General features: G+C 34.8%; 14 protein-coding genes and 1 pseudogene. 6 read left to right on the top strand and 9 right to left on the bottom strand.

Going from position 1 to position 16,904, the window contains the following annotated elements; genetic code table 11:
* Positions 1 to 79 precede the first annotated feature (79 nt).
* The 4 genes from QNJ50_RS25325 (at position 80) to QNJ50_RS25310 (ending at position 4,364) form a co-directional block, all read left to right on the top strand.
* Entirely contained in the window at positions 80 to 1,183 is a 1,104-nt protein-coding gene (locus tag QNJ50_RS25325; protein WP_300641134.1) for a hypothetical protein, read from the top strand.
* A 34-nt stretch (positions 1,184 to 1,217) separates the two neighbouring features.
* Entirely contained in the window at positions 1,218 to 1,766 is a 549-nt protein-coding gene (locus QNJ50_RS25320; RefSeq protein WP_300641132.1) for a transposase, read from the top strand.
* 399 nt (positions 1,767 to 2,165) lie between these two features.
* Positions 2,166 to 3,245, top strand: a complete 1,080-nt coding sequence (locus QNJ50_RS25315; protein ID WP_300641130.1) for a sugar transferase — start codon at positions 2,166 to 2,168, stop codon at positions 3,243 to 3,245.
* 189 nt (positions 3,246 to 3,434) lie between these two features.
* Positions 3,435 to 4,364, top strand: a complete 930-nt coding sequence (locus tag QNJ50_RS25310; RefSeq protein WP_300641128.1) for a polysaccharide pyruvyl transferase family protein — start codon at positions 3,435 to 3,437, stop codon at positions 4,362 to 4,364.
* A gap of 186 nt (positions 4,365 to 4,550) precedes the next feature.
* Here the strand turns inward: QNJ50_RS25310 and QNJ50_RS25305 are convergent, their stop codons facing one another.
* From QNJ50_RS25305 to QNJ50_RS25280, 6 genes are all read right to left on the bottom strand, one after another.
* Positions 4,551 to 5,447, bottom strand: a complete 897-nt coding sequence (locus QNJ50_RS25305) for a glycine betaine ABC transporter substrate-binding protein (protein WP_300641126.1) — start codon at positions 5,445 to 5,447, stop codon at positions 4,551 to 4,553.
* A 249-nt stretch (positions 5,448 to 5,696) separates the two neighbouring features.
* Positions 5,697 to 5,825 (bottom strand): hypothetical protein, encoded by a 129-nt coding sequence (locus QNJ50_RS25300; RefSeq protein WP_300641124.1) that lies wholly within the window; start codon positions 5,823 to 5,825, stop codon positions 5,697 to 5,699.
* 215 nt (positions 5,826 to 6,040) lie between these two features.
* A complete protein-coding gene (locus QNJ50_RS25295; protein ID WP_366914331.1) occupies positions 6,041 to 6,400 on the bottom strand; it encodes a S1C family serine protease in 360 nt (119 codons plus the stop codon).
* Positions 6,401 to 6,488: 88 nt separating this feature from the next.
* Positions 6,489 to 7,079 carry a protein-S-isoprenylcysteine O-methyltransferase gene (locus QNJ50_RS25290; RefSeq protein ID WP_300641122.1) on the bottom strand — a complete coding sequence of 197 codons (591 nt, stop codon included), beginning with the start codon at positions 7,077 to 7,079 and terminating at the stop codon, positions 6,489 to 6,491.
* A 343-nt stretch (positions 7,080 to 7,422) separates the two neighbouring features.
* Positions 7,423 to 7,671: a hypothetical protein gene (locus tag QNJ50_RS25285; RefSeq protein ID WP_300641120.1), complete on the bottom strand. Its 249-nt coding sequence runs from the start codon at positions 7,669 to 7,671 to the stop codon at positions 7,423 to 7,425.
* Between the two features lie 800 nt (positions 7,672 to 8,471).
* Positions 8,472 to 9,839, bottom strand: coding sequence for an ATP-binding protein (locus tag QNJ50_RS25280; RefSeq protein WP_300641118.1), 1,368 nt, complete (start codon positions 9,837 to 9,839; stop codon positions 8,472 to 8,474).
* A 333-nt stretch (positions 9,840 to 10,172) separates the two neighbouring features.
* Here QNJ50_RS25280 and QNJ50_RS25275 point away from each other — a divergent pair, with 333 nt between their 5' ends.
* Positions 10,173 to 10,616 (top strand): hypothetical protein, encoded by a 444-nt coding sequence (locus QNJ50_RS25275; protein WP_300641116.1) that lies wholly within the window; start codon positions 10,173 to 10,175, stop codon positions 10,614 to 10,616.
* Positions 10,617 to 10,740: 124 nt separating this feature from the next.
* On the opposite strand, the gene QNJ50_RS25270 is transcribed toward QNJ50_RS25275, so the two are convergent.
* From QNJ50_RS25270 to QNJ50_RS25260, 3 genes are all read right to left on the bottom strand, one after another.
* Positions 10,741 to 11,739, bottom strand: coding sequence for a transaldolase (locus QNJ50_RS25270; protein WP_300641114.1), 999 nt, complete (start codon positions 11,737 to 11,739; stop codon positions 10,741 to 10,743).
* Positions 11,740 to 14,047: 2,308 nt separating this feature from the next.
* Positions 14,048 to 15,478: a pyruvate kinase gene (pyk, locus tag QNJ50_RS25265; protein ID WP_300641112.1), complete on the bottom strand. Its 1,431-nt coding sequence runs from the start codon at positions 15,476 to 15,478 to the stop codon at positions 14,048 to 14,050.
* 554 nt (positions 15,479 to 16,032) lie between these two features.
* Positions 16,033 to 16,269: a hypothetical protein gene (locus QNJ50_RS25260; RefSeq protein ID WP_300641110.1), complete on the bottom strand. Its 237-nt coding sequence runs from the start codon at positions 16,267 to 16,269 to the stop codon at positions 16,033 to 16,035.
* A 518-nt stretch (positions 16,270 to 16,787) separates the two neighbouring features.
* Here QNJ50_RS25260 and QNJ50_RS25255 point away from each other — a divergent pair.
* Positions 16,788 to 16,904: pseudogene (locus tag QNJ50_RS25255) on the top strand (IS1 family transposase); the annotation flags it as partial.

The following is a 16,904-nucleotide window of genomic DNA, read 5'->3' as shown; positions in this document are numbered from 1 at the left end:
GGTATCCGCTCAGTAAATCGGGGTAAGAAGAAAAAAGAAGAAGGAACAAATGTAGGGGATGTATCGTAGAATATGACCCATGACGCAAAAACCACCAGAGAAATTAGTGTCCGCATTACTGCAATCGGTTGACCCAGGTACTATTGCAGACCCACAGGTGCGTCAAACAGTAGAAGTATTACTCAACCTCATAGAGGAACTAAACTCAAAGGTTAAACAATTAGAAGAAGAAAACCAAAAATTACGGGATGAAAACAACCGTCTCAAAGGGGAACAAGGTAAACCAGATATAAAAGCGAATAAGAAGAAAGGGTTTAAAAAAGATCATTCCTCAGAAAAAGAGCGATTTACTCCAAAAGAACATAGTAAAAAAAGTAAAAACGAAATAATTAAGATAAACCGAGAAGAGATTTTAGTTTACCCCCAAGAGCAATTACCAGCAGACGCACAGTTCAAGGGTTATGAGGAAGTAATAGTTCAAGATATTTTACTCAAACCTGATAACGTATTATTCCGCAAACAAAAATACTACTCACCGCAAACTGGAAAAACATATTTAGCACCCCTACCAATAGGTTATCAAGGAGAATTTGGTCCAGGAGTAAAAGCTTTGGTAGTGAGCTTATATTATGGCGGAAATATGACCCAAGGAAAACTATTAGAATTTTTATCAGATATTGGTATCTCGATGAGTGCAGGATACTTATCGGATTTATTAATCAAAAATCAAGAAGTATTTGAAGCAGAGTATAAAGAAATATATTCTCAAGGACTAGCAAGTAGCCCTTGGCAGCACTTTGACCAAACAGGTGCGCGTGTTGGTGGAGTCAACCATACAACGAACGTAATTTGCAACCCTTTATATACAATCTATCAAACGACACAGAATAAAAACCGTTTGAGCGTATTAAAAGTATTACAAAACACAACTGAGCTTGATTTTATTCTCAATCAGTTGACATATGAGTTATTAGAAACCTTCAAAGTACCAACCAAGTGGATTAATCAACTCAAATTATTACCTCAACAAACAGTTTTTAAAGATTTGGAGTTGAATGCATTAATTAATCAGTATTTGAGTAAATTAGGTTCTCAACATTGTAACCGTATATACGAAGCTGTCCTCTATTGCTTTTTACCATCAACAATCTGCGATTCCTCAAGTCAAAACCCTACTGTGTGATGATGCTCCCCAGTTTAAACTAATAACTGATGATTTGGCTCTGTGCTGGATACATGAAGGAAGACATTATAAGAAGTTAAGCCCTTTTATTCCTTGTCATCAAAAAATTCTAGATCACTTTCTGGAGCAATTCTGGGAATATTACCGCAAACTACTAGCTTATCGTTGTGCTCCCAGTTGGGATAAAGCTCACCAACTAGAATTGGAATTTTGGAAACTTTTTACCTCAAAAACTGGTTACGAGCAGTTAGATGAGCGAAAACGATTAACTGCTTTAAAAGTAGACGAGTTGCTTCTTGTTTTGGAGCATCCAGAATTACCATTGCACAACAATCCGGCAGAGTTAGCTGCCAGAAATATGGTGCAACGACGTAACATTAGTTATGCCACCCAAACTCAACAAGGTACTAAAGCCTGGGATATTTTTATGTCTCTTGTTGACACTACTCATAAATTGGGTATCAGCTTTTTTGAGTATATACGTGACCGCATTTCTCAAGTTGAAAATGTTCCATCTTTAGGGACAATTATTCGGGAAAAATCTTCTTCTAACCCATTTGGTTGGTCATGGATGCCTCAATAACCCTTACCCCGAAATTTTGAGGGGATACTAAAAATCAATATTATAGAGACTTTGCGTGAAGTCTTTCTACAGGGTTTGTCTCTTTAAAATCAAATAATATTGCTATATTATTGCAAATATAGAGTAAATATACTGAAGATTTAAACTCTAACAATAAAGATAATATACATAGCAATTATATAAATAATAGACTTAAAAAGTATTTTTTAAATAAGATAAAATAGACTTATGAAGAATAATTTATATGATGATTTTTAAATTTTTATATAAAAAACAATTATTTATACTGTTTGAATATATCTATTTTCCCAAAAAAACATATATCAATTCAATTAAAATATTTTTGCTCAAAAAAATATTATAAAAAATAATTATCAATATACAGGAGTTTTATAAAAGATGAATAGTCACATAAATTCGACTACTTGTCTTGATGATGTTTTATTGCCAAAAAACTTGCCACCACTTGTTTTATTTGCTTTTACTCGTCCTGATTTAATCAGAAAAGTTCTAGTAGGAATTAGTGAACAATCTTTATTACCACTTAAGGTAATCGCTTTTATAGATGGTCCAAGAAATTTACACGATAAACCTTTGATTGAGGAGTGTATTACTTTATTAGAGGAGTTTTCGACATCATCATCAGTATTTGTTGATATAGTTGCGAGAAAAGATAACTTGGGATGTGATCGCAATATCATTCTAGGTTTAACAGAGGTTTTATCATCCAATGATTCTTTAGTTTATCTAGAGGATGATACAGTACCTAACCGAAATTTCTATGACCGTATGTCTCGACTCTTAGAAGTTTATCGCGATCGACAGGAAGTATGTTCTATCAGTGCATATGCAAGTTTACCAGCAGAATTAAATACAGCAGAAATAGATCGAGATTTCATAGTATCTAATCGTGTTTTTTGTTGGGGTTTTGGCACTTGGTCAGATAGATGGAAACAACTAGACTTAGTAAATAAATCAAAGCAATATAATCCCTTTGGTAATTTTTATAAGATTCCAGCTAATTCCCAAACCAAAATGACAATGATTAATCAATTTTGGTTAGAAAAAAATCAGCAAACAGATTGGGTGATTACATTTACACTTGCGGCTCTTTACCATAAAAAAGTACATATAATTCCCACTACTTCTTTTACTTACAATATTGGTTGTGGTCATCCTGAATCTAAAACTTACAAGGGACAAGAAGAAGCATGGGTTAACGCGAGATATGATGTAAATTCTTGTCCTAATAAATTACCTTCTAGTCTAGAATTACCATCTCAACTAAGTTCAATTCTTAGCGATGTCGACTTAACTCGCCACTTGTCAAACCAAAAACAATTATGGCTCAATCCATTAGCTTTTATTTACCTGTTAAAAAAGGCTAAGAGCTTTACTAGTTTGATGATTCTGAGCGAAATTTTTATAACTCGTTTTCCTCTAATGTTAAGACGCTGGCGCAGTGGTTTACCGGTGTAAATATCGCAAGCACAAGTCAGTCATTAGCGGATCCGTAGGCGTCAAGCGCGTGTCCGTAGGACATAAGTCAAAAAGCTTATAGGTTGGGATTTTTAATAGTTACTCAATTGAAGCTCAAATGTACTACTTTCATCTAATTGATGTTACGTCTTTAAATTTGTCAACAAAATTTTTTATAGTCCTGTTCCCATGAAACTTTACTATTGTAAATATCCAAATGGTAGGCAAAACTTTGGAGATGCACTTAATCCTTGGTTATGGAAGCATCTGCTACCTGGGATTTTAGATGACGATCCAAGCTCTGCTTTTGTTGGTATCGGTACTTTAATTAATGATGCACTCCCAAGACGCACTTCTGAGGCAAAATTGCGAGTAATCTTCAGTAGTGGAGCCGGTTATGGAAAAAGTACACCTGTAATTGATGAGTCTTACCAAATTTACTGTTTGCGAGGACCTATCTCAGCACAAACTCTGGGTGCAAACAGCGATTTAGCTATAACTGATGGCGCACTTTTATTACGTAAGGTAATTGATTGCAGTCCCCTGACAAAAAAGTATAAATTTTCCTATATGCCTCATTATGATTTTGCAGGAGACGGCTGGAAAAAAGTTTGCGAACAATTAGGATTTGGATATATAAGTCCTGCTTGGGAAATTGAAGATATTTTGACACTTATTCGTCAAACAGAAGTACTCATTTGTGAAGCTATGCATGGAGCAATTGTTGCAGATGCATTACGAGTACCCTGGATTCCAGTTAAGACTCACTCTTCTATTCTTCCAATTAAATGGCAAGATTGGTGTGCTTCCATGAAGCTTGAATATCAGCCCCATTCCCTTAATTATTTGCACCAACCTCGCTCTTCAACCGGTGGATGGGCTAAAGGTGATAGTCAAAATTCCCGTCGATTTGATAAGTTTTTATCTCCAGCACGAAATTTACGGGATTATTTACGACAGAAAAAAGCAGCGCAAGAAATGTCTAAGATTTTAAAGACAGCAAAACCTTATCTTAGTAGCGATCGTCATTCAGAGGAAATGCTAACCAGATTAGAAGCTTGTTTAGATAAGTTTAAACAGGATTTCGCTCAAGGTAAGTTTGAACTTCAAGTTAATTAATATGTTTGTAAATCAAAAGTCAAATATACTAATTCCAAAAAATAAATTCTAAAAAATAAACTCCAAAAAATACTACTACCTAAAAATTCTGTAAATCTTTTACCTATTCTTTCTTACCTGTTCCCTTTTTCCTGTCTCTATTCCCCTTTATAAAAAAAGTCTAGCAGTATGTAAAGAAAATCAGTATTATAAACCTTTCGACTTACGAAATTCCCTGACAACATCTTTCACATTCCTTAACTCTCCACCAACTAAAGAATTGAGCCTACGCATTTCCTCGGCATTTATTTTTCCGCTTAACTTAGCAATAGAATCTTTCAACTGGGGATATTTTTCTAAGGTATCTTTACGAAAAACTGGAGTAGCTTCGTAGGGTGGAAAATATTCCCGATCATCTTCTAGCAACACTAAACCTAAACGAGAAATTTGTCCATCGGTAGAAGTTCCTGCAATGATATCTACCAAACCTTGATGAATTGCCCGATATAATAAACCATTATCCATTTGCTGTGGTGATTGGGTAAAATCTAAATTATATTTTTTTACTAAACCGGACAAGCCATCTTGGCGTTCTGTAAATTCATATCCTGCCCCAAGACGCCATTTTGATGTATGTTTTGACACTTCAGATATGTTTTGCAGATTATATTTTTCTGCATCTTCTTTGCGAATAATTATGGCATAGGTATTTTCAAAACCTAAAGGTTCCATAACTTCCAAATTAAATTTTTGGTCATAATTTTCCTTAACTTGCTGATAAACTTCTTCAGGGTTACTAATAACTTTTTGCTTTAAAATTGCATTATAAGAAGTACCTGTATATTCAACATAGCCATCAATATTACCAGTCACAATTGCTTGATGACAAATAAAAGTTCCACCCAAGCGGGAACGTCGGTCAACTTTTAGATTTGTTGTTGCTTCAATCTGCTGTGCTAAGAGTTCTCCTAAAATATCTTGTTCTGTAAAAGATTTCGAGCCAATAACAATATCACTACTATTTGTAGGATTATCTATGGAACAGCTAGCCATTCCTATCATTAGACAAAAACTAATAAGAAAAAAACTAATAATTTTTTTCATAAATTTCTTTTATTCAATATAAATATTTAGTAAATAGGAATTTTCCCAGTGGAGTTTTTCCCAATATTTTTCCCAATCTATTATAGTCAAGTTTAATAATTAATATTTGTACAGGTATGGAGGAAAGAGACTTTTATCTCAGATGCGATCAGGTTTAACAGTAACCCTATACCTGAAGAGAATCAGAGTAGGTGGGTAAAACAAAATACATGTGGTGTTATTTATTATATGTTTTCATAAGTAGTATTTTTATCTTTGTGAAGGTGATACTGAAGGTACAATGTTAATTTCTAATTTAGAAGAACCGCGCAATATTGTTAAACGCGATCGCACACCGATTTGGTCTGCTGTCAATAGCTCGTGTAAGTAGTTGGACAAAAATATTTATGTCATTGCGTTAGCGCTTAGCGGAAGCGTACCGTAGGTATTGCATGTTCGTTAGAACAAACGATAGTGTTAGACCGCAGCAAAGCTGAACGCGGAGCGCGTCCTCAGCAATCTCAAAGCCTTGCGTTAGCGTTAGCGTGTCCGACAGGACATATGCTACGTTACGCTACGCTAGCCCGCAGCAAGCTGTTCACCGTAGGTGCGTGCTAACGCAATGACAAATATACAATTAATTTTCTCCAAGTACTTAACTCATCCATGTTACTCAATGCTTGATTATTGAATCCCACTATTACATCCCGCAATTGTAAACCTGCTTGATGCGCAGGACTATTAGATTCCACAAACATGACAAAAATCCCTGTATTTGTCCCTAATCCATGATTTAGAGTAATACGACGGGAAATTTTCACGTTTTGTCCCCCAATACCAATATAAGCATGCTGTACTTTACCGTATCTCATTAATGCCGGAATGATTTGATTTGCTGTACTAATCGGAATCGCAAAACAAATACAGCATATTTCAGGTTGGTGAGGTACATTAAGACAGACAGTAATGCTCATATAACAAGAGTTTGAGGATATAGTTTTGTACCTAATTTACTTGCAAAGTGCTGTACCTTGTTGCAGATATAAAGAAAACTGATTTTACTTAAAACTTTGGTAATAATCTACCTGTATTTTGCATATATCTTTCATAGTCCTCACCAAATTGTTCGAGCATCATTTTTTCTTCATTATCAACTCGAAGAAAGTAAAGTAGAGCAAAAGAGATAATTCCAGAAAAACCTGCAATATAATTTGGTAATAATAAAGCTTGAGCAATACACCATAGCCAAATTGATGTATACATTGGATGACGAACTTTTTTGTAAATTCCGTCAATAATTAATGTATGTTGCTCGCGAATTTCCAGGGTTGGTGACCAATTTTTACCTAGATCGTGATGGGATTTCCAAAACAAGTAGAGAGACAAAATATAAACAATAATACCAGTAATATTTAACCAACTTATTAATGGATAATCTGCAAAATTAAGCCAAGGTGTAAAAACATAAATGAATGGTAAAATCAGCATCCCTACCGATACACACAAAAGCAAAATGTTTTCCTGAAGCGTTTTTCGATCCCGTACTATTTGATTTTCTTTCTTATTTTGGTGATGTGGATAGCGGATCAAAAAGAAACCAATTTGACCTGCGACAAAAATAATCTTTAAAGTGAGTAAGCTTATATTTATCATTCTTCTTAACCTCGATTAAAAAAGAAACAAGCTACTAATAAATACAATTACTGAGTTATAAGTGAATCTATAATTCCACTCTAATAATATTTATTTTTAAAATATTAAGATTTATTTAGATATTTCCCAAGCCGCTTAATATGTAATATTTCCTGAAAAATGCGTGCAAAATTACCTATCAATTTTGGAATGCCATGTTACTTACTAAAATTATACTCAGCAAGCCAAAATTAAGACTCTGCCTCAAGTACTAGATAGAAGAAGCAGAGCCTAGAAAAATTCAATAATGAATAATGTCAGCTATATTTTTCCCAAAGATTAACAAAAGATGAAAAATACTTTTTTATTTATTATCTTTGATATTTAATTGTTTTTTGCTATGTTTTAGTTGTTTCCAGAGCGCTTGTATTTGCTTGTAAGCTGTTTGGGGAGAAATTTTCCCAGCAGTTTGCAGATTGCTTATGTAACCAACTCTTTGAGAAAATTCTTGCAAATTAGCATTAAAAGCTAAGTTATTGACTGTAAATTTACCATAGTATTTACTACGTGGGCAAAGAAAATTTTCTTTATCTGGTGAATTTTTATTTGCCATTTTCTATCCCCCTGAAAATAATTTTGATTGAAAATATTTTTTATTTAAACTCGGTAGATAGTTGATAAAAAATTAAAATGTTAAATCGACTACATAAAATCCTATATATTAAAGTAACAATGCAGAATACTAATATTTCCTATTATGGGTAAATAAGAAATACACCAAATATTATGATCTCAAACTTTTATATTAAAGTAAAAGCAGAATCTACAAAATATATCTCCCAAAATATATCTCCCAAAATATATCTTTCATTACTTCATAGTTAAAGAAAAGAAAACTTATGCAGTAACTATTAGATATAAAACTGATTCGCCGAGAACATCAAAAGATTCAAAACAATGTAGGGGAAGCTTGAAATCTATACTATGAATGGATTTATAGCTTTACTTGATAATAGTACAATAATGACTTATTCATGAATTAAGAATTAGAAAAAAGTTTATTTTTATTTATATTAGAGTAAAAAATATAGTAAATTTCAATGTGATAACTTGCAGGTTAGTGACAAATCAAAGTTATATCTCCTTAAATTAAAAACTCTTAAAAGAATAAGGTCAAAATATTGACAAATCAAAAAATGTTATTTTGAAAGTTTGATACACAATATCTTTCCTCAATGTTTTTAACTGAAGATTACTTAATACTTCAGATTGTATCAGGTAATTAACTTGGAAAATTTGACTCTTAGAGTATTTATTTAGACTTAAAATTAACTTATATATTTAAAAATATTACTATAGTCTCACCTCAGACAAGGGGGATTTAGGGGGGTAAATCAGTCTGAGATAAAAACATCAAGTAATTCCCACTAAAGGTAATAAAATTTCAAACTGATTGCCATAATCAGGAGTGGAACTTATCCTGAATTTACCTCCATGTCTTGCAGTTATAATTCGGTAACTTACCGCCAGACTGGTTTCCTTGTCAGCGCGTTCATCCAAAGAAAATGACTCCATAATTTGCTGTTGCATTTCTTCTGACATTCCTTGACTATTATCAGTAATACGAATTGCAACCCAGCGAGATTCAAGAAGTTCGTCTGTTGTTGCTGCTTGTGAAATTACTTCTGTAGTTACTTCAATTTGTGGTTTATCTGCAATTTTGATTTTTTCTTTGTTGTAGTCTTGTCTTATAGCCTCATTGAGCAAACTATCTACTGCTTGGCTAAAAATATTCATAAATACCTGATTTAATTCCCCAAGGAAACAGTAAACAGGAGGTAAATGACCATAATTTTTTACTATTGCAATTTCTCCATTAATTCGACTATTGATGAGTAAAATAATGCTGTCCAAACAAACATGTAAATCAGTTGGTTTGGGGTAAATTTCGTCTATATGGCAGAAATTTTGTAAGCTAATTACTAATTTTTTTAACCTTTCGGCACCTGTACGAATGCTACTGAGTGCTTTTGTTAAATCTTGTTCTAAAAATTCAAATTCAATATCTTCTTTGAATTGTTTTACTTCCTCAGATACATTAACGCACTCTTGTTCGTAAGCCAGTAATAATTTAATTAAATCTTGACTGTAGTTAGATACGTGGGACAAATTACCCCAGATAAAGTTAACAGGATCTAGAATTTCATGGGCAACGCCATCAACTAACCGTCCGAGATGAGCCATCTTATCATTTTGGATTATTTGGGCTTGGGTACGTTCGTAACGAACCTGTGTTTCAATACCTCGAATTTGCCAAGAAGCAAGATTTAAATCTTCCACTCTGAGCATCCGATATGTGTCTGGTGCGCTATATACTACTAATGGTTCTGCTAATAACTCTGGATCGCGCCTCAAAGTTAGTTGCATGGCTGATAGTATAGATGTTTCTTCCGACAGAACTAAAATCGGTACACGAGTATAGCTATAAATTACGCTTAATACCGATTGATAAAGTAAATCTTTCCCATGGGGACGGATCAGAAATTCCAGTAGTCGCTGTCGGGAAATCATTCCAAAATATTCTCCCCGCTCTACTAGTATTACTCCTGGTAACAGTGGATACTTATTAAATAATTCCGCTACTTCCAAGGTAGGACAGTTCATTTCTACAGCAAAGTTATAAAGCGATAACTCTTGGAGGGTTGAATCTAAACCAAGATCGCGATCGCTACCCTCTGAAATGAATGGCGATAAGATTTCTTGTTCAAACTTTTGTGCCACTGGTAACCTTAATTTGCAGACAGACAGCTATGGATACAAAATTTACTTCCACTAAGCTAGCATCTTGGACTACCAATAGTCTCGCCTATGAGATATGTAATCATTAATACTTTTGTTTTTTTTTGCTTTTTCCTGCTTTTTCTTTCTCTGTCTTTAGATTCCATTATTTTTTGTTATGGAGCGGGTAGTTTACAGTTTGCTAGAGGAGAAAGTTTTGATTGCTATAATGGGGTAATTTTTAATCGTCAAGCAAGTAGAATAAATATGACCTAATGCCTACGAGTATCTACCACATTACCCATATTGGTAATTTATTTCCCATCCTTCAATCAAGTGGATTGCTTGCAAACAGTAAGCTTTTACAATAAACATATATATGGTCCCTACGCTCATAATCTCAACCATGTTTTGAAGCATATTGAAGGGCATTATATTTGTGGTTATCGAGATGGAACCAATAAAGCCGAAAGTGCTGAAATTTATGTATTGGAAGAAGGTAGAAAAGCAGCGCAAAAACTTTTAGAAGTGCAACCAGAAGCACAACAACGACTAGAAAAAGTTAGCAATCTCATACATGGTTTCGAAACGCCTTATGGAATGGAAATGCTAGCAACAGTTCATTGGGTGACGATGAAATATAATGACCCAGCAAAAGATAGCGAACAAGCTATTATGAGAGTACATGAGTGGAATGAGAGAAAGCGTAATTTATTTAAACCGCAACATATTCGTAAGGCTTGGGAACGTTTAGAAGAACAACATTGGTTAGAGTGTTAATAATAGAGGCGTTAAATAGTAAGTCTCTCATACAATAACGCCTCTATATAATTTTGAAGTTATCTAAATTCAGTAGTAGAGATATGAAATGTCACGTCTACGACAATTCAAATCAACCCCAACTTTAAGCAACTTTCGCCTCGTCTAGACTTGATAACTTTTCTGCTAATAGCTGCTCCAAGGTTTCTAATGCTTTAGTAAAGCCTTTGATACCTTCATCTAATTTCTCTGATGCCATACGGTCTTCAGCGTGCATTTTATCAAAGGTAGCTTTATCCATTTCTACCTTGGTGATATCCATTGCTGCTGCAGTCTTAGGATCGAGCTTACGAGGTAGATTCGCAATGGTTGACTGTAATTCGCCCAAAAGTTTAGGAGAAATAGTTAGTAAGTCGCAACCGGCTATTTCTGTTATTTCCCCAGTGTTACGGAAGCTAGCTCCCATAACTTCAGTTTTGTAACCAAACTTTTTGTAGTAATTGTAGATTTTTGTAACAGATAGTACTCCTGGATCTTCTGCTGCTGGATAACTTTCTTTTCCAGTTTCTTTCTTGTACCAATCCAGAATTCGTCCAACGAAGGGAGAAATTAAAGTCGCACCTGCTTCAGCACAGGCTATAGCCTGATGGATGCCAAATAATAAGGTGAGATTACAGTGAATTCCTTCTTGTTCCAAAATTTCGGCGGCTTTAATACCTTCCCAAGTAGAGGCAATTTTGATCAGAATTCGTTCCCGAGAAATACCTTTAGATTCGTACTGAGCAATGATTTTCCGTGCTGTGTTTACAGTACCTTCAGTATCGTAAGAAAGACGTGCGTCTACTTCTGTAGACACTCTACCAGGGATAATTTCTAGAATCTTCAAGCCAAAGGATACAGCCAGTCTTTCGAATGCTAGGTTAGCAATTTGTTTTTGACTCGCACCAGCACCAGCGTCTTTTTTTGCTTGAATTAATGTCTGGTCAACAATCTCCTGATACTCTGGCATTTGTGCTGCAGCTGTAATCAAGGAAGGATTGGTAGTTGCATCCTGAGGTTTAAATTTTTCAATTGCTTGAATATCTCCGGTGTCAGCAACCACAACGGTCATTTCCCGCAATTGTTCTAGTAAATTCTTAGACATACATACTCCTTAAAAATGATTTGTCTGGATTAATATCAGTTCAGTTATTAGTTAACAGTTAACAGTCTATAGGTGATGCCACATCCTCCGTTATATAACTGGGTTTTTCTGCTTACTACTCCCTCGTGATAGGCATTTACCGGATGGCGATTTACCTCTTTTGGAGGAGTGTTACTGGCAACCACTGTTTTCTGTTTCCCATTCGCTGTTGACTAATCTCATGCTGCTACTACTGGCTCACATCTCGTAATTAGTAATTGATACATTTTCTAGATAGCAAATTACTAATTACAAATTGATTTTTGCTTAACTGGCGAAGTTAAGTTATTTTGAGCTAGCTAAAGATATTGCTTTTCCTTAGTGCTTTAGGACTCAAGAGCACATATTTACCGAAATTGGTCATTCAGGTGGGAACAAAAAACTTAATTCTATAAGCTTTCTGAGATGAATGCCTTTTCTTTTCCAATAAATTTTATGAGTGAATGAACCCTGTAGATAAGTAAGCCAAATTGCGTATCGCAATCTGAATAATTTGTGATGCTGGAAGCCAGACTAAATCAAGCTAACCAAGAGTAGACTATCAATCCAGGACTAGGAAGCTGGAACACCTGACCATAAGTAATTGGCATAGAATCAGCCAAATCTCAATGCGGGACTCCTTCTGGTTTGAGCTTGTCCAACTCCATGATAATAGACCAATTAAATTAATATGAGCTGTAGCTAAAACCGCGATCCCTGGTTTTTATAGAATTAAAAACTTGAGCATTAAATAACGATATCCTTATTTCCATAGTATGTTCCAAGCACTCTTCCCCATGGAGAAACACCAAGAAAAAAGGCGATCGCCGCTTAGTAAAGCCTGAAGATTGTTTTTCAGTTATTTTAGCTTTATTTAATGCTTGTAAATGTCCGTTACACACGAACTCTATTAACAAAAATTTAGAAGTTATTTGGCAGCCAAAAATTTAATTTTTATTTTATATTCTGTTTTGATAACAAATATGTATATCTCCGACTAAAATCATTAAATAAAATCTATTTACAAAAATTCACCCATATTTAAGTAAGAGTAACAAAAACAAAATAAAATTATCGACAGAAAAAAACTGCGATCGTGTTTACAAATCTATTTGAGCCGGTACCCATTACTGAATTTGTTAATTATCAAGGGGTTACAGGAAATCGAGTTTGTAAATTAGGATTCTTTATTGTCCATGTTCACCCTAGTGCTTTAAAGGTGTAAAATTAATTTATCGTGTGAGCAAAAATTAATATAATTATTAATTTGTCTGTATTATTTATAACTTTCTTTAGACTTTTCAATCAATAGTTAAAAAATACTGGACGGTAGTTTATTTGCTATTATTGAGTATAAATACTTGTCAGTTGCAATATAAGTATTGTTGCTCAATAGATTATATTTTTATTTATTAGCAACACAGAATATATTTTTATAAATTAATGATAATTACAAATAAATCTGTACATTAATAGGACTTACGCAAAATTAACGTAATTGCGTCATTACGTATGACTAACGTCACGCTGCGCTAACAGCTTTGCTGCGTGCTAGCAATAGCTGCGCTACCTACGGAACTGCGACCTGCGGATCCGCTAACGCAAAAACTCTGGGATTGCTATCTCCTAAACGGAGGTGCTAGAGGCTCCGCCGACGCCGCAGGCTCTAGCTGTGCTACCTTACGGATCCGCTAACCCTACACTGCATTTCGGTCGCAATGACAAATCTATGTCCTACGGACACGCTACGAAGACCGTTGCGTAAGTCCTGATTAATTCAGAATTTATGACACTTGTGTAGGTTCTGTTCAATTATGAAGAATATATTGACGTAATCAGGACTTACGCAATTTTCACAATACACCGGTGGTGCGTGACACTCAAAACATTATTAATACGTTCAGGTTAACTCGCTTGTGTCACCCACCCTACAAAAAAAATGTGCCGGTTGCGTAAGTCCCAGTAATATTAAATCCGTCTTTAAAACCCTTTTTTACAATTAAAGTTATGAGCCACCAATTTTCTGGGGCTCTAACTTTTTGACAATAATCAATAAATAAAGGGTTGTAAAAGCCGGATAGATTAGGATTTATCCCAGACTGCAAGTAAGTATAGCTAAAAAGCCAAACAATATTTCAATCTTAAATCCTATTAGGGTCAAGAAAAGCAACAGCACACCATTAAAGGAATGAAGGTAATTATTTTACTATTCTCTGTGATCGATTACCATTACCAATTACCAATTATCAATTACCCATTACCAATTACCAATTACCAATTACCCAACCAATCAATTTGTTATTGGCTGTCCGATGGTATGAACTTTAATTAAGCTTGTAGTGCCTGATTTTCCAATAGGTACTCCAGAAGTTATGACGATTTTTTCCCCATCATTTGCTAAGTTCATTTCTACTATACTACTGACAACCTTGATTAGCATTTCTTCAGCAGTATGTACTGGTTGAATCGTTATAGCTTTTACACCCCAAGACATTGAAAGTTGATGGTAGGTAACTTTATTGGGAGTGATAGCAACAATTGGAGTTTGGGGACGATATTTAGAAATCATTCTTGCTGTATTTCCCGACGAAGTGTTACAAACTATAGCTTTTGCTCCAACTTCATACGCAATTCGACATGCGGCTTCGGCGACTGATTCAGTCGCGCTCAAGCTACCTGCAGGATACATTAAGTGTTGCTTGGTACCATCGGGTAAAGATTTTTCGGTATGGACGGCTATTTTATGCATCATTTCAACGGTAGCAGTAGGAAACTTACCTACAGCAGTTTCTCCAGAAAGCATAATTGCATCTGTACCGTCCAAGATAGAGTTAGCAACATCTGTAACCTCTGCTCTCGTAGGGTCGGGAGCGCTAATCATAGACTCCAGCATTTGAGTCGCGGTGATTACAGGTTTCCCAGCAAGATTACAACGGCGAATGATATCTTTTTGAATTAGGGGTACTTGGTCAATAGGCATTTCTACTCCCAAGTCTCCACGGGCTACCATAATTCCATCAGCAACTTCCAGAATACTGTCAAAGTTCTCGACAGCCTCGCGTCTTTCGACTTTAGCGACGATACGGGTTTCGACTCCTGCTGCTTCAATCATTCTTTTTGCTGGTTCTAAGTCAACAGCAGAGCGAACAAAAGAAACTGCGATCCAATCAACATTATGTTGAATCCCAAAACGTAAATCTTGTAAGTCTTTTTCAGTGATTGAACTAATTGGTAGACGGGTTTCGGGTAAATTCACCCCTTTGCGTGAGGATATTTGTCCGCCAATTTTTACTATTGCTCGGATTTTATCCGCATCGCGATCGCTAACTATCAGTTTTATCCGACCATCGTTAATCATAATCGGTTCGTCGCGTCGTACCATTGCGAATAAAGTTGGCATTGGTAAAGGTAAGTCGTCAATAGTTTTACCTTCTTCTTGCAAAACAAAAGTAACTTCCTGTCCGGGTTCCACTGTTAGTCCTTCCTCAGGTAAAATTCCCAAGCGAATTTTTGGTCCGCATAGGTCTTGCATTAATGCGAGAGGACTTTGGGGTGGAGTATTTAGTTTTCTGAGATCGTGAATTGTTTGACTGTGGAACTCGTGAGTACCATGGGAAAAATTTAGCCTAGCAATATTCATTCCAGCATCTACCAGTAACTGTAGACGTTCGAGTGTGGATGTCGCAGGTCCAACAGTACAAATTATTTTGGTTTTACGCATGAGATTTGGTAATCAATTTAGGAATTTTCAGAACAGTTATCCTTTCTCTTGGAATGATCCGACCATCAGGAAATTAAGCCCTTAAAACCTATTTTTCCTATTCAGTCCGGAAAATAGAAGATGTAGCATTAACTCACAATGAAGATACGATATGAGATGTAAAATTAAAAACAACTTAATAGAAGATTTAGCATTGACAAGAGGAAGGCTATTCTATTCTAGAAATAAAAAAATAAAAGTTTACCCTCTACTCATGGGTAAAGAGATGTAACCCAAGTACAGAGAGGCATTAAAGCACTTTTTTAAATTCAAATGATTACCATTGCTAAAGCCTAGGCAATCTTTTACCTTCGGTTTTTATGTATTCGGATTTTAACTCACAGTCTAAATTCCATAGGTTTTTCAAGAATTTTTGACGTTTAAAGTATTAAATATCACTTTGTTTTATGGTCTAAAACTTTTGGGAATAAATCTAAAAATGTGGGCTTTAGACGTATCTAAAACCCACATTCTGATGGAAATTTTTAAAAATATTTGCTCTAGTGACAGTTAAACTAGCAAAAACGATGAACTGCAGCGACATTTTGAGTTGATATTTGATAAGCTTTACTCTCTCTTAACTTATTAAGAATGAGACGAGCCAGATTTAAATTATTTTTTGAAGGTGCGTAATGTAATTGATGCTTGGGTTTATTAATTTCTTCCCATTTTTCAACCTGATCAATATCAATCCATTTCATCACTAGTGTTGGATTTTCATTCCCAGTTGCGACCCATTTACAAATTTGCATCGTCGAATAATCCTTGTCAAATAGTAAAGACAAAAATAAGTTTTTCATGGAAATCTTAATTTTGTCATTTGATTTTATATTAGTTTTTTTAAGCACTACATGAGCATTAATACTGAATTTTAAAAAAGTATTTTTAAATAATTAGAGTGTTTGTTATGGAAATCAATCTTATTCATTATGTATTCTTACTTACTTACTTACTTACTTACTTACTTACTACACGTTCACTTATATGTCATCAAGAAGCTTGTTTGATTTATGCCAAATTTGACAAGCCATTCTATATGATTTTAAATCCTTTACCAAAAAGCGATCGCTAATAGTGACAGTTACGGATAAATATATTTTTCATTTTCGTTATATTTTCCCGTAAGGAATACTAATCCATATCAATAATTTGGCGTTGCATCGTTGCGGGATGATTTATAATTGAGGGAAAATTCCTATGGTAGCGATAGCGTTCGGCTTAGCCGCGTCTCAGCGCTGCTGCAAGCAGATCGTTAATACAAAAAATGGAAATTAATTGTCCAAAATGCGGAGATAATAACATTAGAAAAAATGGGCACAGAAGAGGAAAACAAAATTATCAATGCAAGAATTGTGGTCGTCAATTCATTGAGTCTTATGAGGAAATA

The sequence above is a fragment of the Mastigocoleus sp. MO_188.B34 genome, assembly GCF_030065675.1.
Taxonomy (GTDB): domain Bacteria; phylum Cyanobacteriota; class Cyanobacteriia; order Cyanobacteriales; family Nostocaceae; genus Mastigocoleus.
This window is presented reverse-complemented; position numbering and strand designations above follow the sequence as displayed.

Coding starts and splice junctions, on each gene's coding strand:
- QNJ50_RS25310 (WP_300641128.1), top strand. CDS start 3,435: ATGAAACTTTACTATTGTAAATATCCAAATGGTAGGCAAAACTTTGGA.
- QNJ50_RS25290 (WP_300641122.1), bottom strand. CDS start 7,079: ATGATAAATATAAGCTTACTCACTTTAAAGATTATTTTTGTCGCAGGT.
- QNJ50_RS25305 (WP_300641126.1), bottom strand. CDS start 5,447: ATGAAAAAAATTATTAGTTTTTTTCTTATTAGTTTTTGTCTAATGATA.
- QNJ50_RS25295 (WP_366914331.1), bottom strand. CDS start 6,400: ATGAGCATTACTGTCTGTCTTAATGTACCTCACCAACCTGAAATATGC.
- QNJ50_RS25260 (WP_300641110.1), bottom strand. CDS start 16,269: ATGCAAATTTGTAAATGGGTCGCAACTGGGAATGAAAATCCAACACTA.
- QNJ50_RS25270 (WP_300641114.1), bottom strand. CDS start 11,739: ATGTCTAAGAATTTACTAGAACAATTGCGGGAAATGACCGTTGTGGTT.
- QNJ50_RS25285 (WP_300641120.1), bottom strand. CDS start 7,671: ATGGCAAATAAAAATTCACCAGATAAAGAAAATTTTCTTTGCCCACGT.
- pyk (WP_300641112.1), bottom strand. CDS start 15,478: ATGCGTAAAACCAAAATAATTTGTACTGTTGGACCTGCGACATCCACA.
- QNJ50_RS25315 (WP_300641130.1), top strand. CDS start 2,166: ATGAATAGTCACATAAATTCGACTACTTGTCTTGATGATGTTTTATTG.
- QNJ50_RS25325 (WP_300641134.1), top strand. CDS start 80: ATGACGCAAAAACCACCAGAGAAATTAGTGTCCGCATTACTGCAATCG.